The sequence below is a fragment of the Kitasatospora sp. NPDC059817 genome (genome assembly GCF_042731835.1).
Classification (GTDB): Bacteria; Actinomycetota; Actinomycetes; order Streptomycetales; family Streptomycetaceae; genus Kitasatospora.
Map to the genome: position 1 here is coordinate 40,651 of NZ_JBHWIR010000005.1, position 22,736 is coordinate 63,386.

Below are 22,736 nucleotides of genomic sequence, written 5' to 3' on the forward strand. Positions count from 1 at the left end.
AAGGGCACACCGTCGTCAACCCCGGTCCGGCCGCGCCGACCGGGCCTCTGACCTGCCCGGATGCGGTCCGCTAGGCGGGTGAGGTGGAGCCAGTGGAGCCAGTGCAGCCTGTGGAGCCCGCCGGCTCAGTGGAGCTCAGGGCCGCACGGCCTCCGGGTCGCGACCGAGGAACCCGGCGAGCCGGTCGTACGGCGGGGCGTCCTCCGGCACGGCGACCTCGGGGCCGAAGGCGTGCTGATCCTCCTCGGCGCCGCGGTACCCGGGCGTGAGGGCGCCGCGGGCCCAGGCCAGGGCGGCGAGGGCCACCTCATGGTCCAGCCCCTCGGTGGACTGGTCGGTGGCATGGGCCAAGTCCCAGTCGTGGACGGCGAATTCGGCGATCTGCTGGTCCACCGGGAAGCGGGCCGGCAGGGCGCCGACGCCGGGGACCTCCAGCGTGCCGGTGAGGTCGCCCGCCGCCCGCCAGGCGTCGACCAGCTCCTCGGCGCCGGCCTCGAAGGCGTGCAGCCAGTCCTCCTCCACCCGCTCGAAGGGCTGCGACCAGTCCGGCTGCCCGCCCCCGGCCCGGACGGTGAACTGCCGCAGGTCGAACAGCAGATGGCTGACCAGGTCGCCGACGTCCCAGGAGCGGCAGGCCGTCGGATGCCCGGCCAGCTCGACGCCGACGCCGTCGATCAGCCCGGCGGTCTGCGCGAGGGCCCGGGCGAGCAGGTCGATCGGGTCTTCCGCTGCGGTCATGGCACACCTCTCGGTCGGGAGCGCGTCGCCGGCGTGGCCGGGTCCGGTCGGGGGCACCGCTCGGACCGGGCGATCGTAAACGCGTCCGTCGACGACCGCCCGCCACGACACCGGCCCGGTGGTCGCACCACCGGGCCGGTCTCCGTACGACGACGTGCTGCGACGTGCTGCGAGCCGTCAGGCCCGAACCGTCAGGCCGCGAACCCGCCGTCCACCGCGAGCTCCGCGCCCGTGACGTACCGCCCCTCCTCGCCCGCCAGGTAGGCGACGGCGCCGGCGATGTCCGCGCCCGCGCCGAAGCGGCCGAGTGCGGTCAGGCTGCTCTGGAACTCGGCGGCCTCACCGTCCGCCGGGTTCATGTCGGTGTCGATCGGGCCGGGGTGGACCACGTTGGCGGTGATCCCGCGCGGGCCGAGCTCCCTGGCCAGCGCCTTGGTCAGGCCGATCATCGCCGCCTTGCTGAGCGAGTAGATGGTGGCGCCGGGGAAGGCGACCCGCTTGGCGATGCAGCTGCCGATGGTGACGATCCGCCCGCCGTCGGCCAGGTGCGCGGAGGCGGCCTGGGCGAACAGGAACGGCGCCCGGACGTTCACCTCCAGGACCCGGTCCACGTCGTCGAGCGCCAGGTCACCGATCGGGCCGAGGACACCGACGCCCGCGTTGTTCACCAGGATGTCCAGCCGCCCGAACCGCTCCGCGACCGCCGCGACCACGGCCTGCACCGCCTGCGGGTCGGCGCTGTCCGCGCGGACCGCCCAGCCGCGGCGCCCCATCGCGGTGATCTTCGCCGCGACCTCCTCGGCCCGCTCGGCCCCGCCCTGGTAGGTCAGGGCGACGTCGGCACCGTCCTCGGCCAGCCGCAGCGCGACCGCCGCCCCGATCCCCCGGCTGCCGCCGGTCACCAGGGCCACCTTGCCGTCGAGCTTCGCCGCACCGTTCATCGTCATATCTCCAGAACTCCTCATTCGGATGTGATCCGACTCGTTCCGATCAGAACCCCCGGTTCCGATCTCGGACATGACTCGATCCTGGGCCTCGGCGCCGGAAACCTCCGGCGGTATTCAGACGTCGCGTTCAACCTTCAACTATCTCCCGAAGCGCCTGCGTGCACGCCCTCACGCCCGCTCGCACGCTCCCTCCCTCGCACCCGATCCCGGAAACGCGCCCGGCCCCGGAAACGCGCCGGACCGAGCGGCCGGGCCCGGGGTGGGGCGGCCGCTCGGCGCGGGTGCGAGGAGGTGTCAGACGGTCAGGGTCTGGCCCGGGAAGATGAGATCCGGGTCGCCGCCGATGGTGCGGGCGTTCTTGTCGTACAGGTTGCCGGTGTCGGTGCCGAACTTGGCCGCGATCCCGCTCAGCGTGTCACCGCTCCTGACGGTGTAGCCGCCACCGGAGGTGTTCTTCTCCGAGGACGGCGCCGACTGCGCCGGCTTGGCCGACTGCTGCGGCTTCGACGTCTCCTGCTGCTTCGGCGCCGGCTTGCTCTTCGGCGCCTGCTGGGCCTGCGGCGCCTGGGTCTTGGGCGTCTGAGCCTTGGGTGCCTGGGCCTTGGGCGCCGGCTTGGCGGCCGGCTTCGAGGGTGCGGTGTCGGTGGTGTCGACGGCGGCCGGGGCGCCGCCCTTGCTCAGGCCCGCCTTGGCCGAGCAGACCGGCCACGCGCCGGGCCCCTGCGAGGCGAGGACCTTCTCGGCGACCGTGATCTGCTGCGCCTTGCTCGCCTGGTGGGCCTGGGGGGCGTAGGCGGTGCCGCCGTACGCCCTCCAGGTGCTGGGGGTGAACTGCAGTCCGCCGGAGAAGCCGTTTCCGTTGCTGATGCTCCAGTTGCCGCCGCTCTCGCACTGGGCGACGGAGTCCCAGCTGGAGGTGGGCGCGGCGGAGGCCGAGGTGGCCGTGACGAGGCCGGCCACCGGCAGGGCCGCGACAGCGGCGCCCGCGACGACCGCCATCCGCACGCGGTTGCGCTTGGTGGCGGTGGTGTCGGTGGCAGCGGCGGTCTCGTGACGGGAAGTCATATAAGTCCTCTCGGCAAGCCCCGGGCGGGCAGGCGGAACCAGACCCATGACGGGCCGATAGTCACGCTCACCTCGCTCGACGGGCGGCCGGACACGTCTGGGACGTGCCGTGCCGCCCCGGCCACCTCCACTCGCCGACGACCTGTTCGAGCTGGTCGCGTCGGCGGGCACGGCCCTCGCGCCGGGGGTCAGGTCGGCGGGCCGTGCGTCGGGGTGAACCCGGGTGGTGCTCGTTGCACCGCCAATGAAGCTACGGGCCACCTCGGGGTGCAGCAAGCAATTCTTGGTCTCCGCAGGTCAGTTGACTGTTACCGGCGGTATTGATCAAGGTGCCGTGCCCAGTTCGACCAGGTTTGACCGCATTCTCAAGATCAACTGATCAACTTTCACGCCCCCCTTCACCTCTGTCCACCTGTGAGCCCGAGCACACCATCCACCCACCGCGACCACGAGTTGACGCACCGTCACCAGTGAAGCCGGAGTTCCCCGTTCCGCCGGGCCATCAGGTGGCATCCGCCACACCCGACACGCTCCGCGACCGGTCGGACGCGCTCAGTCCCGGGCGCCGAGCTCCGCGTCCCGCGCCAACAGCGCCGCCTGCACCCGGTTCTCACAGCCCAACTTGGCCAGGATCCGGCTGACGTACGTCTTCACCGTCGCCTCGCTCATGTGGATCCGCGCCCCCGCGTCCGCGTTGGACAGACCCTCGCCGAGCAGGGCCAGCACCTCCAGCTCGCGCGGCGTCAGCACCTCCAGCCGGCGCCGGGCCTCCGCGCTGCGGGCGGCCACCGAACCGCTGCGCCCGGAGGCCAGCGAGTCGACGATGTGCCGGGTGGCGGCCGGGGACAGGAAGGCGTACCCGCCGGCCGCCGCGCGCACCGCCTGGATCAGCTCGTGCGGCGCCGTGTCCTTGAGCAGGAATCCGGCGCCGCCCTCGGTCACGGCGCGCAGGACGTTCTCGCGCTCCCCGAAGGTGGTGAGGATCAGCGCCCGCGCGCCGGGCGCGACCCTCGGCAGCTCCCCGAGCGCCGTCAGCCCGTCCATGACCGGCATCTGGATGTCCAGCAGCACCACGTCCACCCGGTGCGCCCGGGCCAGCTCCAGCGCCTCCCGCCCGTCGGCGGCCTCGGCGACCACCTCGATGTCGGCGGCAGAGCCCAGGATCATCCTGATCCCGGCGCGGATGAGCGGCTCGTCGTCGGCGACGAGGACTCGGATCACGGCTGGTCATTCCCCTCGAACGGTGCTGCGGCAGGAACACCATCCTCACATCCGGCCGAACCCCGCGTCCCACCCGGTCAGGACGGTCAGAGCAGTCAGCGCGGTCAGGGCGGTCAGGGCGGTCACGGCGGTCAGGACTTCGTGAGGTAGTGCTCCTTCTCCACCAGCAGCCCGTCCTTGAAGCAGAACCGCATCACGTTGTCCTGGCCCCAGGCGTCGCTGAGGTCACCGGACAGGTACCAGCGGCAGTGCGCGCCCTCCGGGGGCTTGGGCCCGCTGCCCTGGTAGTCGTCGGTGAAGAAGGTGTTCCCCGGCGGCAGCCGGTGCAGCACGTCGGCCTCCGGCGTGCCGACCTCCAGCCCGTCGTACACCGACTTCGGCACCGTCGCGTCGCCGGTGCCCTGAACGAAGGCCACCACGCCCCAGACCAGCAGCCCCAGCACGATCAGGCCGACCGCCCCCACCCCGACCGCGCAGCCGATCGCCGGACTGCGCCGCCCGTCCTCCGCCCCGACGACCGGCGGCAGGCCGTCCAGCACCCAGTCGTCGACCCCGGCGATCGCCGCGGCCCCGTCGCCCGTGCCCTCCGCCCCCTCGTACGGCAGCACGCCGGCCAGCCGGAACCCCTGATCCGGCGTCGGCCCGGCGTGCACCATGCCGCCGACCAGCCGGGCCCGCTCGCGCAGGCCGGTCAGCCCCTGGCCGCCGCTGACCGCCGGGCCCGCGCCGGCGCGCACGCCCACCGGCTCCGGCGTGCACGGATTGACCACCTCCACCACCAGCGCGTCCGGCTCGTACCGGAGCGCGACGGTGATCGGCGCGCCGGGGGCGTGCTTGTGCGCGTTGGTGAGCGCCTCCTGCACCATCCGGTACGCCGCGTGGTCCACCGCGGCGGCCAGCGGGCGCGGCTCGCCCTCCCGGGAGAAGGAGACCAGCGCCCCGGCCGCCCGCGAGGAGTCGACCAGCCCCTCGATCCCGTCCACCCCGCCCCGGGCCGGTGCCGCGGCCGTCGCCGGCCGCACCACCGTCGACTCGTCGTGCAGGACGCCGACCACCTCGCGCAGCTCGCGCATCGCCGCGACCGCCGCCTGCCGCAGCACCCCGACCGCCTCGCGCTGCCGGTCGTTGAGCGTACGGTCCACCTCCAGCGCGCCGGAGTGCACGGAGATCAGCGCGAGCTGGTGGCCCAGGCTGTCGTGCATGTCCTGGGCGATCCGGTGCCGCTCGCGCAGCCGGGCCTGGTGCACCACCATGACCCGCTCGCGCACCAGCTGGTCGTTGCGCTCGCGCAGCGCGTCCAGCAGGGCGCGGCGCTGCGCCCGGTAGCGGCCCCACAGCGCGGGCAGCACGGCGACCAGCAGGAAGCCGCCGAGCGAGAGCCCGACGATCAGCTTGGGCGAGGCCGAGCCGGCGTCCTTCAGCACCCCGGTCACCATGAACAGCACCCAGCTCAGCACGAAGGTGCCGACCAGCGCGGTGACCCGGCGCAGCCTCGCCCCGGCCGACCAGCCCGCGCAGACCAGCAGCGGCATCGGGCCGACGGCCCAGCCGGCCGCGGCCGAGGTGAGCACCAGCACGGTCGCCGGGAAGGCCGGCCGCAGCACCCACAGCAGCGCGACCCCCAGCCCCACCAGGACCGGGTGGCCGACACCGGAGGCCACCTCCAGCAGGACCGCGACCCCGCCCATCAGCAGGGCCAGCGCACCCTGGCCCACCACCCGCCGGGGCGGCCAGGGCCCGGGAAACGCCGTCCGTACCGCCTTCTTCCAGGCCCGCGCCATCGCATCCACCCGTCGAGGCTATCGGGCCGCGCCACCCGTCCGCCGCCACCGTTCGTCGCCCCCGCCCCCGACGAAAGTCGCCGCTCACGGCGTTCGGGGCACCTCCGTGGGCACCTCCGTGGACGCGCCCGTGGGCACGTCCTCGTCGAAGGCCGTGAGCAGCAGCGCCACGTCGTCCACCCGGTGCGAGGAGCCGACCTCGCGCAGGATCCGTTCCGCCAGCAGCTCCAGGCCGTCCGGCCCCTGCTCCTCGCCGCGCCCGAGCGCGGCCCGCAGCAGGTCCACCCCCTGGTCGATCGCCACCGCCGGATCCTCCACCAGCCCGTCCGTGTACAGCGCGACCACCGTGCCGGGCGCCAGGCGCAGCTCGCTGACCGGGTACTCGGCCAGGTCCTCCACGCCCAGCAGCGGCCCGCCCGGCACGTACAGCGCCTCGGCCCACCCGTCCGGGAAGCGCAGCACCGGCGGCAGGTGCCCGGCCCGGGCGATCCGGGCGCGGCCGTCGGCGGGGGTGAGGCGGACGAGGCAGCAGCTGGCGAGCAGTCCGGGGTCGAGGTCGAGGAGGAGCCGGTTGGTGCGGGCGAGCACCTGGTCGGGCGGGTCGCCACCGGTGGCGAAGGCGCGGACGGCGCTGCGCAGCTGGCCCATGGTGGCGGCCGCGCCGACGCTGTGGCCCTCGACGTCGCCGATCACCAGGGTGACGTCCCCGCCGGTGACGATCGCGTCGTACCAGTCGCCGCCGATCTCCATGCCCTGGGTGCCGGGCAGGTAGCGGGCGGCGATCCGGATGCCGGGCACGTCCGGGAGGCGGTGCGGCAGCAGCGCCTGCTGGAGGCCGCGGGCCAGGGTGAACTCGGCGTCGTACAGCCGGGCCCGTTCCAGGGCCTGGGCGATGAAGCCGCCGAGGGCGGTGAGCAGGCCGCGGTCCTCGGCGGTGAACGGGCGCGGCCGGTCGAAGCCGAGGATGCAGCTGCCGACGGGGTGGCCGGAGGCGATCAGCGGCAGGAAGGCCCAGGCGCCCATCTCGTCGAGCGCGATGCCGGGGTAGGCGGCGGCGAGTTCGCGGACCGATTCGAAGAAGATCGGGGTGCCGGTGCTGAGCGTCTCCGCGCCGGGGATGCGGGCGGCGACGGGGGTGCCCTCGAAGCCGTCCAGGAAGCCGTCCGGGTAGCCGGTCTGCGAGATCAGGTGCAGGTTCTTGTCGCGCACCCCGTAGATGGCGAGCTCCTGGCCGCCGAAGGCCGGCAGGATCTCCTCGGCCACGGCCCGGCAGACCTCGCGCACACTGACGGCCTCGGTGAGCGCGCTGGCGAGCTGGAGCAGGTGGTAGGTGCCGCCGATGCCGGCGGGGGCGTCGGTCCGGGTGGCGCCGCGGGCCGCGGGCGGCGGGGGCGCGGCCCGCGGTTCGGCCGCGCCCGGCGGGGCTTCGGCGGCCACCACCCGGCCGGTGACGCCGTGCGTGTCGGGGTAGAGCGAGAAGGCGAGCCAGCCGTCCGGCGGGCGGGCGGCCAGGAAGGCGGTGGGCTGCTGGGAGAGCAGGGCGGCCCGGTAGCGGTTCTCGAAGAAGGGGTCGGCGAGCCAGGGCAGCACGTCCCACAGGTGGTGGCCGACCAGGTCCTCGCGGCGCGCCTGGAGCAGTGGCTCGGTGGCGCGGTTGGCGTAGCCGACCCGGCCGTCCGGGTCGAGTGAGAAGACGCCCTCGCGCAGTCGCTCGACGGCGGCCGCGGCCGCGGTGAGGGTGCGGGCGTCCAGCACGGCGCCGACCAGATGGGTGCGGCCGTCCGCCGAGATCGCCGAGGGCACCCGCGCCCAGAGCTCCACCGGGTACGGGTGGCCGTCCGGCCCGAGCACCCGGACCCTGGCCGCCAGCACCTCGCCCAGGGCCAGGGCGGTCCGGGCGGCGGCCCGGAACTCGGGCAGGTCGCCGGGGGCGATCCGGCTGCCGAGGGCGGCCGCCGTGCCGTCGAACTCGTCGGGTGCGAGGCCGAAGATCGCGAGGAACTGCTCGTCGGCGGCCAGCGCCCCGGTGGCGACGTTCCAGTCGAACATCCCGACCCGGCAGGTCGGCGCGGACGGCGGCGGCAGCTCGACCACGGCAGCGTCGCCGCCCGGCTCCACGGGGTGCCCGGCCGCCGCCAGGCCCGCCAGCCCGGCGGCCAGCCGCCCGGCCACCTCCGCCAGCCGCGGCTGGGCGTCCTCCGGGACGCCGTCGTCGGAGGCCGGCCAGAACACGCTGAGCACCCCGAACCGCTCCCCGCCGCCCGCCACCGGCACGCAGGCGGAGGCGAAGTCGTACGGCATGCCGACCGCGAGCTGCGGGAAGCGCCGCATGGTGTCCTCGGTGTCGGCGAGGGTGATGGTCCGCCCGGTGCGGAAGCTGACGGCGACGGGCAGCGGGCCGGCGGCGGCGATCCGCCGGAACGGGCTCATGATCGACAGCGGTACGCCCGCGATCGTGCAGAGCACCAGCGAGCGGCCGTCCCGCGAGCGCAGGTACACCATCGCCCCGTACGCCCCGGTGCCGCCGAGCGCCCGGCGGACGGCGCCCGCCAGCAGGTCGTCCCGCTCGACCGCCGCCGGGGCGGCGTCAAGCTCCTGCGGCCGGTGCGGGCCGGGCGGCGCCGCCCGGTCACGGCCGCCCGCGTGCGGATGGCGCATGCTCTTTTGCTACGCCGGGCCCCGGGGCGTGTCAAGGCGAGCCCCCCGGGGCCCCGGATGCCCGTCGGCCCCGGTTGCGCCAGCATGGACGGCATGCCGACCACCTCCGGCCGCACCACCGTGGTCAACCTCAAGGGCCACCGCGACGACCCCTCCTGCGCCGACGTCGTCTACGTCGGCCGCGCCATGCACCGCGGCGGCTGGCACCTGTCCGAGTCCCCGCTGCACTGCCCCTACCGCCCCGGCCCCGGCCTCACCCGCGAGCAGATGGTCGCCGACTACCGCGCCTACCTCCTCGCCCGCCCCGACCTGCTCGCCCTCGTCCCGCCCCTGCGCGGCCACCGCCTCGGCTGCTGGTGCGCCCCGCTCCCCTGCCACGCCGACGTCCTCGCCGACCTCGCCGACCACCCCCCGCAGCACTGACGGGCGGGCGCCTCACAGCCCGGAGAGGTCGGCCTCCACCGCGTACGGCACCACGGCCTTGACCCGGCCGGTGAACAGCTCGCCCGCCCGGTACGAACGGCTCGCCGCGTCCAGCACGTAGGTATGGACGATCGGGACGCCGTCGGCGACCTGCTCGACCCGCCAGTAGAACGGGATGCCCGCCTTGGCGTACTGGTCCAGCTTGACCACCCGGTCGGTGGTCTCCGAACCCGGTGAGACGACCTCGACGAGCAGCAGCACGTCCGCGGGTCTGGTGGGCGACTCGTCGATCGTGTCCGCCCGGTAGACCACCACGTCCGGGCGGCGGTTGTTCAGCGGCACGTCCTGGAGCCTGACGTCGAAGTCCGTGTCGGCGTTCCACTCGGCGCCGCCGGCCGCGTCCAGGGCGTTCGCCAGGAACCGTGCGAGCCGGTTGTGCCGTTTGGAGGCGCTCGGGCTCACGGCCACCATCCCGTCGACGATCTCGATACCCGCGCACTGCTCCACGGTCCAGGAGTCGTACTGCTCGCTGCTGATCTGCCGGTGCATCCACTCGGGTGCGATCATCTCGGCCGTCACGCCGTACCTCCCCCGGGGCTGCTGGGCGGGCCTGTGCTGTGCCTCAGCCTAGTACGCCCCGGGTCGGGGTTTCGGGCGGTTCGGGGGCTGTTCGATATCCTCCGGGCGAGTGGTGGCGCGTGGGGCGCCGCGGGGGAGGTGGGAGCCGGTATGCAGTCGCCGTCGTCCGAGGGGCCCGTGCGCGAGACGTCGTGGCAGTGGGACGGGGAGGCGGACGGCGCCGCGCGGGAGCCCGCGGACGTGGTCGGCGGGGGCGGTGACGGGCCGCGGCTGAGCCGGCGCGGGCTGCTGGCGGGGGCCGGGGCGCTGGCGGCGGGCGCGGCGCTGTGGGCGTTCGGCCGTTCGGGTGCGGACCAGCCGGCTCCGCCGCCGAGGCCGCAGCCGACCGCGCTGTCCGGGCCGACCCCGCTGTGGACGTACCGGGGGCCGGAGGCGATGACCCCGGAGCGGCTGACCGGCCCGCCGACCCGGCCGGTGTTCCTGTCCCGGGCCGGGCTCCAGGTCCTGGACCCGGCCACCGGCGAGGCGGCGCGGCTGCTCACCATCGACCCGCCGCGCGGGAACTGGCCGAGCGACCTGGAGGTGCTGGGCAAGGTGGTGCTCGGGCCGGACCGGCTCTTCACCACCTCCCCTGGCCACCTGGACGCCCGCCACCTCGGCGACCCCGCCGCCGACTGGAGCCTGCCGCTGCCCGACGACCTGCAAGGCTCCGTCCAGCTGTCCGGCTTCGACGACGGCACCCTGTACGGCTACGTCTGGGACTGGTCGCGGGAGAGCTCGACGCCGAACGGCCGGCTCTTCGCCGTCCGGGTCGCGGACCGCTCGATGCTGTGGCACCTCCCCACCGACCGCAACGAGCAGCCGTTCACCCCGGTCACCGCGCCCGGCGGCCGCCTCCCGTGCCTGCGCAACCTGGGCAACGGCAGCGAGCTGGTGGTCCGGGACACCGCCGACGGCCGGGAGCTGTGGACGGCCCCCGGCGCCGGGGACCTGGGCTGGTGCGTCGGCGGCCCGGTGCACGTCTACGTCCCCGACGGGGCCGGCGGCGTCCGCGCGCTGCGCCCCGGCGGCGAGCCGGCCTGGACGGTCTCCCCCGGCCGGGGCGAGTCGTGGCGGGCGATGCCCGCGGTCTCCGACGGCCCACGGGTCTACCTGGCCCGCGACAACGGCCTGGTCACCGGGCACGACGCGGTCACCGGCGCACTGCAGTGGTCCTACCGGCTGCCGTTCCTGCTGGACCGCCGCAGCCATCCGCTGGTGGCCGGCGGCACGCTGTTCGTCCCCGGACCGGCGGCCGCCGGGGTGTGCGCGATCGACACCGCGAGCGGCACACCGCGCTGGACGTTCCTCGACTCGGGCCCCGGCAAGGACGTCTGGTCACTCGCCGTCGACGCGAACCACCTCTACGCCGGCCACGACGACGTCCTGCACGCCCTCCCGCTCACCTGACCGCCCGGCACCACAGCCACCACGGCACGACAGGATGGCCCGATGCAGGTACACCCGATCTCCCCCGACCGGCTGGCCGAAATGCTCGCCGACCGCATCGCCGCGCTGTCCGACCCCGGCGGCCGGTGGCTGCGGGTCGCGGTGGACGGCGCGCCCGCCGCCCGCCCCGACCTGCTCGCCGACGCCCTGGTGGAGCCGCTGCGGCTGCGCGGCCGCCCCGCGCTGCGGGTGTCGGCGGCGGGCTTCCTGCGCCCGGCCTCGATCCGGCTGGAGTACGGCCACCAGGACGCGGACGCCTTCCACGACCTCTGGCTGGACGACGGCGCCCTGCTGCGCGAGGTGCTGGACCCGCTGGAGCCCGGTGCCAGCGGCCGCGTCCTGCCCTCGCTGCGCGACCCGGCGACGGACCGCTCGACCCGCGCCCCGTACGCCGAACTGCCGCCCGGCGGCGTGCTGTTGCTGGACGGCGCGCTGCTGCTCGGCCGCTGGCTGCCGCTGGAGCTGGCCGTCCACCTCGCGCTCACCCCGACCGCCCTGGCCCGCCGCACGCCCGCCGACCAGCAGTGGACGCTGCCCGCCTTCGCCCGCTACGAGGCGGAGACCGGCCCGACCGAGGCCGCCGACGTCACCGTCCGGGTGGACGACCCTCGTCACCCGGCCCTGGTCGAGCGGAGCTGACGCCCGTACCGGCCGGGGCCGGGCCGCGCTGGCAGTAGGGGCACCAGTACGCCACCCGGTCCTGCGGGGGCGCGCCCTGGCGGGCGGTCCGGACGAGGGTGCCGCAGCGCGGGCAGGGGCGGCCGGCCCGGCCGTAGACCCAGTGCTGGTGGCCGCGCCGGGTGTCGCCGGTGGTGACGTGGCCGGGGCGCAGCCGGTTGGCGTCGAGGAGCTCCCGGGCCCGCTCCACCAGCCGGTCGGGGCGCGGGAGTTGGCGCACCTCGGTCCACGGGGTGACGCCGGCCAGGTAGCAGAGCTCGGCGGCGTAGACGTTGCCGATGCCGGCGAGGTTGCGCTGGTCGAGCAGCGCCTCGGCGAGCGGGCGGCCGGGGTGGGCGAGCAGCCGGCGGACGGCCTCCACCGGGTCCCAGTCGGGGCCGAGCAGGTCGGGGCCGAGGTGGCCGACGGCGCGTTGCTCGTCGGCGGTGCGCAGCAGGTCGACGACGGGCAGCCGGTAGCCGACGGCGGTGCCCCGCTCGGTGCCGAGGACGGCGCGGATCTGCCAGGCGGGGCCGCCGGACCAGCGCTCGCCGGGCCGGTAGACCTCCCAGCGGCCGTCCATCCGCAAATGGGTGTGCAGGGTGAGGCCGCCTTCGAGGCGGGTGAGCAGGTGCTTGCCGCGCGGGGCGACCTCCAGCACCCGGCGGCCGGCGAGTACGGCGGTGGCGTGCGCGGGCACCCGCAGGTCGGCGCTGGTCAGCACCTGCCCGGCGAGGGCCTCGTGCAGCCGGGCCGCCGCGCGGTAGACGGAGTCACCTTCTGGCATGTCTCCATCCTCCACCGCGCGGCGGCCCGGCGGGGCGGCGCGCTACTCGCCCTCGGCCACCTGGCCCTCTCGGACGACGACGACCGGGCAGGGCGCGTGCTCGGTGAGGTGGCGGCTGACCGAACCGAGCAGCACGCCGGAGAAGCCGCCGAGGCCGCGGCTGCCGACGACGAGCAGCGCGGCGCCCCTGGCGGCCTCCAGCAGGGCCTGGGCGGCGTTGCCGGGCATCACGCTCTCGCTGATCCGCACGCCCGGGTCGTCGCCGACGACCCTGACGACGGTGTCGGAGAGGGTCTTGCCGGCCAGTTCCTCGGGGTTGAAGACCTCGGCGGACGGCACGCTCGGCGCGGCCCAGCCGTAGAACGCCGGGTACTCCCAGGCGGCGATCGCGGTGATGGTCCCGCCGACGGCCCGTGCGTAGTCGACCGCCCAGCGCAGCGCCTGCTCCGAGGCGGGCGAGCCGTCCACGCCGACGACGATCCGGGGGTTGGCACTCATGGCGTTACTCCTTGGCGCTCAGTTCCTGCTCGGTCCCGACACCCCGAACATAGATCAAATCGGGCGTGTGGTCGGTATTTGCCACGCCGTGATCGGCGTTTTGCCTTCAGATCGATGACACATGGCCTGGCCGATCTGTGGTTCTGCGGTTCTGTGGTTCTACGGTTCTGTGCTCCCGCGGTTCTGCGAGGATGCCCGGGTATCGGACCAGCCCCGACGACTCAACTCCGGTAAGCGGCCCAGGAGTCGGCCATCCGCTGGACCTGGCCGGGGGTGAACTGGCTCATGCAGGAGTCGTAGCTGTAGTCCATGAAGTTGTGGATCGGGTCCAGGCCGGGCCCGGTGCAGGTGCGGCGGCCCTCGGGGCAGCCGTAGGCGGGGGTGCGCTCGGGCGGGGTGTCGTCCACGTAGTCGCCCGGGGGCAGGCAGCCGCCCTGGAAGGTGTGGAAGAGGCCGAGCCAGTGGCCGATCTCGTGGGTGGCGCTGCTGCCCTCGTTGTAGTGGGAGGCGGCGCCGCCCGGCAGGGAGGCGTCGAGGACGACCACGCCGTCGTCGGCGGGGTTCGAGCGGTAGGCGCCCGGGAAGGTCGACCAACCGAGCAGGGACTGGCCGAGCTTGGCGGTGTAGAGGTTGAGGGTGCCCGCGTCGCCCTTGCGCAGCGCGTTCTTCATCCCCGTCTCGGTCCCGGAGCCGGGGGTCATGCCGTCGTACCAGGAGGCGTTGTCGGTGTAGTCGGTGCCGGCCAGCTCGAAGTGGAACGGGCTGGGGGTGTTGCCGTCGCCCTGGCCGCCGTAGGTCGCGTTGAGGTGGTCGATCTGGGCGGCGACGACGCCCCCGTCGAGCCGGCCGGCGTCACCGGCGTGGATCACGTGGACGAACACCGGCACCGTCGTCGGGGCGCCGACCCGGGCGTGTGCGGAGGAGAGCTGGGCGAGCCGGTCGTCGAGGTCCGCCTGCATCGCCCGGGCCTCGGCGGCGGTGACGGCGTTCGGGTCCTGCCCGGCCTGACTGCCGGCCGGCTTGCGGGCGGCGGCATCGACGGCGACGGCATCGACGGCGGCGGCGTCGGCGTCGGCGGCGTCGGCGTCGGACCCCGCACAGGCCGCGGTCACGGCGGCCGCGGCGGTCACGGCGGCGGAGTGCGGAGCCGGGGCGGCGAGCTGGCTGAGACCGGCGGCCGCGACCAGCACGGCGGCCCAGGGGAACAGACGGGGGGTACGCGAGCGCACCCGGGCAGTACGGCGCATCTGCGCTCCTGACAAGGGAGTTGGCGGATTGTCGGCCGCGCCCCGGGCCCGCCCGGCTCGGCGCGGACCCGCCGAGACTACGACGCGGCGAAGACGATCTCCCGCAGGGCGCGCGCGGCGGCCCGGTCGAGTACCACGGCCGACGCACAGCCCTCCGGCGCCCGTCCGGCCCCGGTGAGCCGGCGCCGCAGCCTGTCGACGGCGGCCCGGTGCCGGAGGAAGGCGTAGCGGGAGACGCTCTGCCCCCGGCTCTGCTGACCCTCCCGCGCCTCGGCCGGTTCGGCGTCCAGCAGCAGCAGGTGCACCCGGCGGCCCTGCCGGGCGGCGGTGCGGGTCAGCCAGAGCCGCACCCAGGACAGCGATCCGCAGTCGTGGACGGCGAGCGGCCCGCCGGCCAGCACCGCGCGCCGCAGCCGCCGGTAGTGCGCGATCCGCGCCAGCGGGCGGTAGAGGGCGTACGGGAGGCGGCCGGGCAGCCTGGCCGCGTACTCCTCGCGGACCAGCTGGGAGTCGACCAGCGGGGCGCGCACGCAGCGGCGCATCAGGGTGCTCTTGCCGCTGCCGGGCAGCCCGGAGACGACCAGCAGGTCGCCGGCGGGGTAGTGCAGCGCCACCGGAGCGGGGCCGGTCCGCAGGTCGTGCAGGCCGGGCTGCACCCGTAAGGCCTGCGGGGCGCCGGCGGGGCCCTGTCCAGGAGGCGACGGCACCCGGGGTGCCGCCGCCTCCGCCGTTCTCGTCCTGGTCACCGGTCCTCCCCGCGCCGTTCCCTCCCTTGGAGCATTACGCATTCCCAAGAGCGAGTAAAGAGCGGTGATCGCCGGGCCCGGCCGGCCGGTGCCGGATCAGGGCGTGCCGTGCGGGCGGGTCAGCCGAGCTGGGGGGCGACCCGGGAGGCGATGAGCTCCAGGTGGTCGAGGTCGTCCAGGTCCAGGATCTGCAGGTAGACCCGCTCGCTGCCGACGGCCGCGTACCGGCCGATCCTCTCGGCGACCTCGTCCGGGGTGCCGGCCAGGCCGTTGGCCTTCAGCTCGTCCACGTCCCGGCCGATCACGGCCGCCCGGCGGGCCACCTCGGCGTCGTCGCGGCCGACGCAGGCGACCAGGGCGTTGGAGTACACCAGGTCGCCGACCGAGCGCCCGGCCTGCTCGACGGCGGCCTTGACCCGGCCGAACTGGGCGGCGCTGTCCTCCACCGAGGCGAACGGCAGGTTGAACTCGTCGGCGAAGCGGGCGGCCAGCGCCGGGGTCCGCTTCGGGCCGAGGCCGCCGACCAGCACCGGGATCCGGTCCTGGGCCGGCTTGGGCAGGGCCGGCGAGCCGGTCAGCGTGTAGTACTCGCCGGCGAAGTCGAAGGTGTCGCCGAGCTTGGTGTTCCACAGGCCGGTGATGATCGCCAGCTGCTCCTCCAGCCGCCCGAACTTCTCCTTCGGGAAGGGGATGCCGTAGGCGGCGTGCTCGGCCTCGTACCAGCCGGCGCCGAGGCCGAACTCGACCCGGCCGCCGCTCATCGCGTCCACCTGGGCGACCTGGATCGCGGTGACGCCGGGCAGGCGGAAGGTCGCGGCCGTCATCAGGGTGCCGAGGCGGATGGTGCGGGTGTCGCGGGCGAGGCCGGCCAGGGTGATCCAGGCGTCGGTCGGCCCGGGCAGGCCGTCGACGTCGCCCATCTTCAGGTAGTGGTCGGAGCGGAAGAAGGCACTGAAGACGCCCAGGTCCTCGGCGGCCCGGGCGACCGTCAGGAGGGTGTCGTAGCTCGCGCCCTGCTGCGGTTCGGTGAAGATGCGGAGATCCATGCGGACCATTCTGGTACAGACCACCCGTGGATCGGTGCAGAGAACCGGCCAAGCCGCCGAAGCTCCCGAAGGTGGCCAAGGTCTCAGCACGGAACCGTCACGAGCCGCCGGTCCGGCCGACCCGCTCGCCTACGGTGGACGGATGTTCGCCACCCCCGACGAGTCCTTCCGGCGCTCCCCCGACGATCCGGCCGGCTGCCCGCTGCCCGGCATCGTCGCCGCGTTCACGCCCCGGCTGTCCGAGTTCGCCTTCGAGCCCGGCTTCGTCGCGATGGTCGACCAGCACGTCGCGATGCTGCGCGAGCTGCTGTACGCGCAGGGGCCGGAGCTGGCGCCCCGGCCCCTGGACCGTGAGGAACTGTCGGACTACGCGCTCGGCTTCCTGGACGCGCTCACCGAGATCGGCTGGCGGGAACCGGTGGGGTACGACTACGCGGTGCACCGGCTGACCGCGATCTGCTGGCTGGTGCGCGAGCAGGGCCTGCTGCGGGCCTGAACCCGCTGCGGGTCGCTACGACCCAGGACACGCCCGCCCTAGCTCGGCTGGTCACCCGGGCGGCCCGGGTCGATGCCGGGCGGCGGCGGGGTGGTGCCCGGGGCGGCCTGGGTGGTCGGCCGGGCCGGCTGGTTGGCCAGCACGTCCGCCCGGCCCGCCTGGTAGGCGCTGCCGCGCAGTTTGGCGCTCTCCTGCTCGGCGTGGTCCAGCCAGCGCTCCCAGCGCTGGCGCATCGGCAGGATCAGGCCGCCGCCGACACCCACCACCAGCACACCGGCGATCGTGGCGAGCACCGCGATCAGCACCGGTCCGGTGATCGCGGTGGCGATCCCGGCCTGGCCGAGCGCCGCGATCACGCCCAGCGCGACGATGAACGCCCAGACGATCGTGGCGACCGTCCGGCCGTACGAGGCGCCGGCGAGCGCGTTGCGCACGATGTCGCGGACGCCGTTGGCGATGGCCATCGCGACCACCACGATCGCGACCGCCACGATGCCCCGGGGCAGCCAGGCGACGATGCTGTGGATCATCACGCTGATCGGGTTCGGGCCGAAGACGCCGAACGCCAGCTGCAGCACCATCAGCAGGATCGCGTAGTAGACGATCTTGCAGATGATGCCGGTCATGTCGTAGTTCGACCCGCTCAGGTGGCGGGCCATCCCGGCCCGCTCGGCGACCCGCTCCGAGCCGACCTTGCGCAGCACGCGGTCCAGGACCTTGGCGATCGCCTTCGCCACGATCCAGCCGATGACCAGGATCGCCAGGAAGGCGATGAACTGCGGGACGAATTTCGCGATCTTGGACCAGGCGTCGGTGAAACCCGATCCGAAGTCCACGGAGAGTGCGAGCTGCTGAGCCACGGAGTCCTCCACTCGGTGACACGGCGCCACGAGCGGCGCGTGCGGCCCCCCACCCTTCGTGGATAGCAGCACCCCGCCCGGCCCGCGCGCGCCTGGTCCCCGGGCTGCTCCCCCCGGGTGAAACGGGCCCGTAGACGCCCCGCGTAAAGTGATGTTCAAGGGCACGGGACGGGGGCGGGACGGGACAGGACGGTGCGGGTGTGAGCAGCGACAGGGTGGACGGCGGCACGACGACCGGCAGCACGGCCGGCAGCACCGCCGGGCACCCGGCACTGCGCTGGCGGGTGCGGCCCGAGGCGCCGCGCGCCGCCGTCCTGGTGCTGCACGGCGGCGAGGAGCACAACCTCGCCCGGCCCGGCCCGGTCAACCTGCCGCTGCTGCGGATGCGCGGCTTCCTGCGCTCCCTCGCCAAGGACACCGCCGGCGCCGACGTGGCCGTCGGCACCGTCCGCTACCGCCACCGGGGCTGGAACGGGCAGCGCGCCGACGCCGCGCTGGACGCCCTCGCCGCCCTCGACGAGCTGGCCCGGGAGCTGGGCGAGGTGCCGACCGTCCTGATCGGGCACTCGATGGGCGGGCGCGCGGCCCTGCGGGCCGGCGGCCACCCGGCCGTCACCGGCCTGGTCGCCCTCGCCCCCTGGTGCCCGGCCGAGGACCCGTGCGAGCAACTGGCCGGACGGGACGTGCTCCTGCTGCACGGCGACCGCGACAAGGTCACCCCGCCCGCCGAGACCCGGGCCTTCGCCGCCCGCAGCCGGGCCGCCGGCGCCCGCGTCTGCGGCTACACCGTCACCGGCAGCGGCCACGCCATGCTCCAGCGCATCCCCGACTGGCACCGGGCCACCACCCGCCTGGCCACCGCCCTGCTCGGTCTGCGCCCGCTCCCCGCCGAGACCGTCTCCGCCCTCGCCCTCCCGCCCGCCTCCCCCGAGGCCCTCACCCTCGCCCTGCCCCGCCAGCCGCGCGGCTGACCCCGCACGGGCCGGCGGCCGCGCAGCGGCGCAGCGGCGCAGCGGCGCAGCGGCGCAGCGGCGCGGGCGTCAGCGGGCCAGGCGGCCGAGGAGCGCGGAGGCCGCGGTGATGCCGAGCACGGTGGCCACGGTCAGGACGGCGAAGTCGAGCGGGAGGTGGGCGCGGGTACCGATCAGCAGGCCGCGCAGGGCGTCGACCTGGTAGCTGAGCGGGTTGGCCCGGCTGACCACCTGGAGCCAGCCCGGCATCAGGTCCACCGGGTAGAGGGCGTTGGAGCCGAAGAAGAGCGGCATGGTGATCGCCTGGCCGATGCCCATCAGGCGGTCGCGGGTGAGCACGATGCCGGCGATGGTCATCGAGAGGCAGGAGAAGAACGCCGAGCCGAGCAGCACGGCGACCACGACCCCGAGCAGCCGCAGCGGGTTCCAGGTCATCGCGACTCCGAGCAGGGCGGCGATCACCACCACGACGACGGCCTGGATCACCGCCTTCACCCCGGCGGCGAAGGCCTTGCCGGTCACCAGCGCGGCGCGCGGGGTGGGGGTGACCAGCAGTTTGGTGAGTACCCCGGAGTCCCGCTCCCAGATGATCATGATGCCGTAGAAGATCGCGATGAACATGGCGGACTGGGCGATGATCCCGGGGGCCAGGAAGTCCAGGTAGGGGATGCCGCCGGTGGGGATGGCCTTGAGCCGGGTGAAGGTCTCCCCGAAGATCAGCAGCCACAGCGCGGGCTGCACGGCCCGGGTGTAGAGCTCGGTGCGGTCGTGGCGCAGCTTCTGCAGCTCGACGGTGCACATCGCCAGCGTCCGGGCGGGCACCAGCCGCCAGCCGGTGCGGGCGCGCGGGGGGACCAGCAGCAGGCCGAGGTCGGGACGGGCGGCGGTCGCGGTCGCGGCGGCAGTGGCGGCAGCGGCGGCAGCGGCGGCGGGGCCCGGGGGCTCAGCCGACGCGGGAAGCGGTGCGGCGGGTACGGCGGACATCGCTGAACTCTCCTTCCGGGGCCTCGCCGGGGGCCAGCTCGCGGCCCGCGAAGTGGCGGAACACGTCGTCCAGACTGGGGTCGGCGAGCTGCGGATCCTGCGCGCGGACCACGGTCTTCAGCTCCTCGGTGGTGCCGAGCGCGCGGATCCGGCCGCGGTCCATCAGGGCGATCCGGTCGCAGTAGCGGTCGGCCTCGTCCATGTAGTGGGTGGTGACCAGCACCGTCATCCCGGTGGCCTGGCTGACCGCCTCGACGCACTCCCAGACGCCGGTGCGGGCGATCGGGTCCAGGCCGATGGTGGGCTCGTCCATCACCAGCAGGCGCGGGGCGCTGACCAGGGCCTGGGCGAGCTCCAGCCGGCGGACCATGCCGCCGGAGTAGGTGCCGGCCATCCGGTCGGCCGCTCCGGCGAGGCCGACGGCGGCCAGCGCCTGGGCGACCCGCTCGCGGCGCTCGCCGTGCGGCACGTCGAAGACGCGGGCGAACAGCGCGACGTTCTCCCGACCGGTCAGCCCGCCGTCCGCGGAGAGCTGCTGCGGCACGTAGCCGAGCAGCCGGCGGACGTCCATCCGCTGCCGGGCGGGGTCGTGGCCGAAGACCCGCACCATGCCGGCGCGGACCGGGAGCAGGGTGGTGATCGCCCGGATCGTGGTGGTCTTGCCCGCGCCGTTGGGGCCGAGCAGGCCGAACACCTCGCCGGTGCGCACGGTCAGGTCGACACCGTCGACGGCCTTGGTGCTGCTGCCCTTCCCGCGCCCGTGGTGGAAGGTGTACTCCAGGCCGCGGCAGACCACCGCCTCGTCACCGCCGTTCTCCGGGAAAGTCATCGCTCCTCCTCCCCCGGCTCGCCCGGTCGGGTGCGCAGGCCCGTCGCCACCTCGCGCAGCGCGGGCACCGCGGCGGCCAGGGCCGCCCGGGAGTCGGCAGGCAGCCCGGCCACCACCTCCCCCACCAGCGCGGCGCGCCGGGCCCGCCAGACCGCGAGGCGTTCGACGGCCTCGTCGGTGGCGTACAGCAGGGCCGCCCGGCGGTCGGCCGGGTCCACCTCGCGGCGCAGCAGCCGCAACGCGACCAGCTGGTTGACCAGGGTGGAGACCGAGTTTCCGGCGAGGCACAGCTCCTCGGCCGCGTCGGACACCCGCAGCCCGGGGGTGTCCATCACCAGGCGGAGCAGTTCGATCTGGGCCCCGCGCAGCCTCGGCTCGGTGAGTCCCTGCCGCAGCCGGCGGCGGACCAGGCGCTGGATGCCGACCAGCAGGGCGGAGAGTTCGTCGGCCACGTCGGGATCGGGGGTCGTCGGAAGGTCGACGGCCGGTGCGGGGGTGAGCGTTTCCGGTGTCGCACTCATACCTCCGATTTTAGCTCTCAGTGAGAGGTATTCGTCCAGAGGGCGGACGGGGTGGACCGGAGGACTGCCGGGCGGGGCGCGGCTGTGCCAGGATCCCGGGTGACCGTGTACGGACACCCGCCCACCCTCACCGCTGGGAACCCTCATGAGAAGACTCGCGCTCCGCGCGCTGTCCGCGGCAACGGCGCTGTCCGCGCTGCTCGTTGTGCCGGCGGCCACTGCCGCTACCGCCGCCCCGGTCATCGCCACCGAAAGCGCCACCACCGCCGCCCCGGTGCCACTCAGCGGCGCGCGGTTGGCGGCCTCCTGGGCGGGACCGCTCAGCACCCGGGGGCGGTACGTCGTCGACGCGTCGGGCGACCGGTTCAAGTTGAAGTCCGGCAACTGGTCCGGCGCGCAGGGCACGTGGCAGGGCAGCGGCTCGACCACCGATCCGGCGAACAACCAGGCCGGCCAGGTCTCGTACAACCTGCCGCTCGGCCTCGACCGGGCGCCGCTGTCCGAGATCATGGCGGGCTTCCACAGCCTCGGGCTCAACAGCGTCCGACTGCCGTTCGCGGACGCGATGATCCGGGACACCGCCGCCGTCCCGGACGCCGCCGTCGCCGCCAACCCCGGGCTGCGCGGCAGCACCCCGCTGCAGGTGTACGACGCGGTGGTGGCGGCGCTCACCGCCGACGGGTTCGCGGTGATCCTCAACAACCACACCACCGGGTACCGGTTCTGCTGCGGCCTGGACGGCAACGAGCGGTGGAACAGCGGCCAGTCCACCGAGACGTGGGAGCAGGACTGGCTGTTCATGGTGAACCGGTACCGGGCCAACAAGCGCGTGGTCGGCGCCGACCTGCGCAACGAGGTCCGCCGCGACACCTGGGACGACCCCAACTGGGGCCTGGGCGACGGCCACGACGCGTACGCCGCCTTCGAGGAGGCGGGCAACCGGATCCTCCAGGCCGACCCCGACCTGCTGATCATCATGGAGGGCATCAACTGGCAGGGCGTCCCGCTGGCGGGCCTGCCGCACGGCCGTCCGATGCTCAAGCCGGTGGCCACGCTCTCCCACACCCTGATCGACTCGGGCAAACTGGTCTACTCGGCGCACTTCTACGGGTACACCGGCTCGGCCAACACCGGCGCGGGCAGCGGTCCGGGCGCCACCGGCGATCCCCGCTACCAGGACTTGACGCCCAGTCAACTCGCTGCCGTGGTCGACGAGGAGGCGCTCTTCGTCACCCGCGCCGGGCAGCACTTCACCGCCCCGGTCTGGATCAGCGAGTTCGGCGCGGGCGGGCGGGGCCCGACCGACGCCAAGGAGCAGGCCTGGTTCGACCGCTTCACCGCGATCCTGGCCGAACACGACACCGACTTCGCCGTCTGGCCGCTGGTCGGGTGGCACAACGACGGTGTACCGCAGGACAGTTGGGCGCTCCTCCACTACGACCGGGCCGGCCGGCGGCTGAGCGTCGAGGACCCGGGCGACTGGCGCGCCGCGGACTGGAACCGGCTGGTCGCCGCCCCCGGGTACACCGGCCCGGTGCCGGCCGCCGCCCGCTGGAACCTGCTCGACCTCGACCACGCCGACCAGAACGCCTCCCGGCGGATGCTGGCCCTGCCCGACTGGAGCAGCGGCAACCGCAAGGGGAACTGCCCGGACGGCCAGCGCCTGATCGGCCTCGGCCGCGGTGACGGCCGCGGCCTGTGCACCGACGCCGGGCAGCCCGCCACCGGGCCGGACGCCTGGACGACCGTCACGGACGAGCGCTACGTCACCGGCGGCGACTGGGCGCCCGGCTACAACAAACTCCAGTGCCCGGACGGCCGGTTCGCGGTCGGCTACAGCGTCCGCGCCGATGCGATGGCCGCCCTGCTCTGCGCCCCGGCCGCGGCCGCGCCGCCCGCCGCGGCCGACCGGGTGCTCTGGTTCGACCACGGCGACAACCGGCCCCCGGCCGCCACCGGCGCCGACTCGGCGGCCAGCGACTGGGCGCCCGGGGCCTACAAGGGACAGTGCGCCTCGAACGAGTACGTCGCGGGGGTCGCCTTCACCTGGCGCTGGCTGCACGCCGGCGTCCCGGACGCGCTGCTCTGCCGCCCACTGGCCTGACACCGCCGCTGTGGGGGGGCGGGGCGGCGGGCGGGGGCCCCCCGGGGGCCGGGGGGGCGACGCCGGCGGGGGGCGGGGGGGGTTTTAAAA

At 74.8% G+C, this 22,736-nt stretch carries 22 protein-coding genes; 6 read left to right on the top strand and 16 right to left on the bottom strand.

Going from position 1 to position 22,736, the window contains the following annotated elements; all coding sequences use genetic code 11:
- Positions 1–135: 135 nt before the first annotated feature.
- The 6 genes from ACFV61_RS01955 to ACFV61_RS01980 all read right to left on the bottom strand — a co-directional run bounded on the left by ACFV61_RS01955 (position 136) and on the right by ACFV61_RS01980 (position 8,410).
- On the bottom strand, positions 136–738 hold the full coding sequence (locus ACFV61_RS01955) for a TIGR03086 family metal-binding protein (RefSeq protein ID WP_380489520.1): 603 nt from the start codon (positions 736–738) through the stop codon (positions 136–138).
- 191 nt (positions 739–929) lie between these two features.
- A complete protein-coding gene (locus tag ACFV61_RS01960; protein ID WP_380489522.1) occupies positions 930–1,685 on the bottom strand; it encodes an SDR family NAD(P)-dependent oxidoreductase in 756 nt (251 codons plus the stop codon).
- 294 nt (positions 1,686–1,979) lie between these two features.
- Positions 1,980–2,750 carry a transglycosylase family protein gene (locus ACFV61_RS01965; protein WP_380489524.1) on the bottom strand — a complete coding sequence of 257 codons (771 nt, stop codon included), beginning with the start codon at positions 2,748–2,750 and terminating at the stop codon, positions 1,980–1,982.
- A 552-nt stretch (positions 2,751–3,302) separates the two neighbouring features.
- The gene (locus tag ACFV61_RS01970; RefSeq protein WP_380489526.1) at positions 3,303–3,971 is read right to left on the bottom strand and encodes a response regulator; all 669 of its coding nucleotides are present in this window, start codon (positions 3,969–3,971) and stop codon (positions 3,303–3,305) included.
- Positions 3,972–4,102: 131 nt separating this feature from the next.
- Positions 4,103–5,752 carry a sensor histidine kinase gene (locus ACFV61_RS01975; RefSeq protein ID WP_380489568.1) on the bottom strand — a complete coding sequence of 550 codons (1,650 nt, stop codon included), beginning with the start codon at positions 5,750–5,752 and terminating at the stop codon, positions 4,103–4,105.
- A gap of 84 nt (positions 5,753–5,836) precedes the next feature.
- Entirely contained in the window at positions 5,837–8,410 is a 2,574-nt protein-coding gene (locus ACFV61_RS01980) for a SpoIIE family protein phosphatase (RefSeq protein WP_380489528.1), read from the bottom strand.
- A gap of 93 nt (positions 8,411–8,503) precedes the next feature.
- Here ACFV61_RS01980 and ACFV61_RS01985 point away from each other — a divergent pair, with 93 nt between their 5' ends.
- On the top strand, positions 8,504–8,833 hold the full coding sequence (locus ACFV61_RS01985) for a DUF4326 domain-containing protein (protein WP_380489530.1): 330 nt from the start codon (positions 8,504–8,506) through the stop codon (positions 8,831–8,833).
- A gap of 12 nt (positions 8,834–8,845) precedes the next feature.
- Here ACFV61_RS01985 and ACFV61_RS01990 read toward each other — a convergent pair whose 3' ends face one another.
- Entirely contained in the window at positions 8,846–9,412 is a 567-nt protein-coding gene (locus tag ACFV61_RS01990) for a Uma2 family endonuclease (protein WP_363374503.1), read from the bottom strand.
- A 150-nt stretch (positions 9,413–9,562) separates the two neighbouring features.
- On the opposite strand from ACFV61_RS01990, the gene ACFV61_RS01995 reads away from it, so the two are divergent.
- Together ACFV61_RS01995 and ACFV61_RS02000 are read left to right on the top strand one after the other, a co-directional pair.
- Positions 9,563–10,861 carry a PQQ-binding-like beta-propeller repeat protein gene (locus tag ACFV61_RS01995; RefSeq protein WP_380489532.1) on the top strand — a complete coding sequence of 433 codons (1,299 nt, stop codon included), beginning with the start codon at positions 9,563–9,565 and terminating at the stop codon, positions 10,859–10,861.
- Between the two features lie 42 nt (positions 10,862–10,903).
- The gene (locus ACFV61_RS02000; RefSeq protein ID WP_063350476.1) at positions 10,904–11,539 is read left to right on the top strand and encodes a hypothetical protein; all 636 of its coding nucleotides are present in this window, start codon (positions 10,904–10,906) and stop codon (positions 11,537–11,539) included.
- On the opposite strand, the gene ACFV61_RS02005 is transcribed toward ACFV61_RS02000, so the two are convergent.
- The 5 genes from ACFV61_RS02005 to ACFV61_RS02025 all read right to left on the bottom strand — a co-directional run bounded on the left by ACFV61_RS02005 (position 11,487) and on the right by ACFV61_RS02025 (position 15,881).
- A complete protein-coding gene (locus ACFV61_RS02005; protein ID WP_380489534.1) occupies positions 11,487–12,344 on the bottom strand; it encodes a DNA-formamidopyrimidine glycosylase family protein in 858 nt (285 codons plus the stop codon). The genes ACFV61_RS02000 and ACFV61_RS02005 overlap by 53 nt on opposite strands.
- A gap of 42 nt (positions 12,345–12,386) precedes the next feature.
- On the bottom strand, positions 12,387–12,842 hold the full coding sequence (locus ACFV61_RS02010) for a universal stress protein (protein WP_380375316.1): 456 nt from the start codon (positions 12,840–12,842) through the stop codon (positions 12,387–12,389).
- A gap of 221 nt (positions 12,843–13,063) precedes the next feature.
- On the bottom strand, positions 13,064–14,089 hold the full coding sequence (locus tag ACFV61_RS02015) for a zinc metalloprotease (protein ID WP_380489536.1): 1,026 nt from the start codon (positions 14,087–14,089) through the stop codon (positions 13,064–13,066).
- Positions 14,090–14,166: 77 nt separating this feature from the next.
- A complete protein-coding gene (locus ACFV61_RS02020; RefSeq protein WP_063350472.1) occupies positions 14,167–14,877 on the bottom strand; it encodes an AAA family ATPase in 711 nt (236 codons plus the stop codon).
- Positions 14,878–14,954: 77 nt separating this feature from the next.
- Positions 14,955–15,881 (bottom strand): LLM class F420-dependent oxidoreductase, encoded by a 927-nt coding sequence (locus ACFV61_RS02025; protein ID WP_063350471.1) that lies wholly within the window; start codon positions 15,879–15,881, stop codon positions 14,955–14,957.
- A 142-nt stretch (positions 15,882–16,023) separates the two neighbouring features.
- On the opposite strand from ACFV61_RS02025, the gene ACFV61_RS02030 reads away from it, so the two are divergent.
- A complete protein-coding gene (locus ACFV61_RS02030; RefSeq protein WP_063350470.1) occupies positions 16,024–16,377 on the top strand; it encodes a DUF6401 family natural product biosynthesis protein in 354 nt (117 codons plus the stop codon).
- 38 nt (positions 16,378–16,415) lie between these two features.
- Here the strand turns inward: ACFV61_RS02030 and ACFV61_RS02035 are convergent, their stop codons facing one another.
- Entirely contained in the window at positions 16,416–17,237 is an 822-nt protein-coding gene (locus tag ACFV61_RS02035) for a hypothetical protein (RefSeq protein WP_380375314.1), read from the bottom strand.
- A gap of 200 nt (positions 17,238–17,437) precedes the next feature.
- Here ACFV61_RS02035 and ACFV61_RS02040 point away from each other — a divergent pair, with 200 nt between their 5' ends.
- A complete protein-coding gene (locus tag ACFV61_RS02040; protein WP_380489538.1) occupies positions 17,438–18,208 on the top strand; it encodes an alpha/beta hydrolase in 771 nt (256 codons plus the stop codon).
- 69 nt (positions 18,209–18,277) lie between these two features.
- On the opposite strand, the gene ACFV61_RS02045 is transcribed toward ACFV61_RS02040, so the two are convergent.
- The 3 genes from ACFV61_RS02045 to ACFV61_RS02055 are packed head-to-tail and all read right to left on the bottom strand — an operon-like array spanning position 18,278 to position 20,542.
- Positions 18,278–19,192 (bottom strand): ABC transporter permease, encoded by a 915-nt coding sequence (locus tag ACFV61_RS02045; protein ID WP_380489540.1) that lies wholly within the window; start codon positions 19,190–19,192, stop codon positions 18,278–18,280.
- Positions 19,152–20,021, bottom strand: a complete 870-nt coding sequence (locus ACFV61_RS02050) for an ATP-binding cassette domain-containing protein (protein ID WP_380489542.1) — start codon at positions 20,019–20,021, stop codon at positions 19,152–19,154. Before ACFV61_RS02050 ends, ACFV61_RS02045 begins: the two co-directional genes overlap by 41 nt.
- On the bottom strand, positions 20,018–20,542 hold the full coding sequence (locus ACFV61_RS02055) for a MarR family winged helix-turn-helix transcriptional regulator (protein WP_079136105.1): 525 nt from the start codon (positions 20,540–20,542) through the stop codon (positions 20,018–20,020). The genes ACFV61_RS02050 and ACFV61_RS02055 overlap by 4 nt, the downstream gene beginning before the upstream one ends.
- A gap of 145 nt (positions 20,543–20,687) precedes the next feature.
- Here ACFV61_RS02055 and ACFV61_RS02060 point away from each other — a divergent pair, with 145 nt between their 5' ends.
- Entirely contained in the window at positions 20,688–22,646 is a 1,959-nt protein-coding gene (locus tag ACFV61_RS02060) for a glycoside hydrolase family 5 protein (protein WP_380489544.1), read from the top strand.
- Positions 22,647–22,736: the final 90 nt, after the last annotated feature.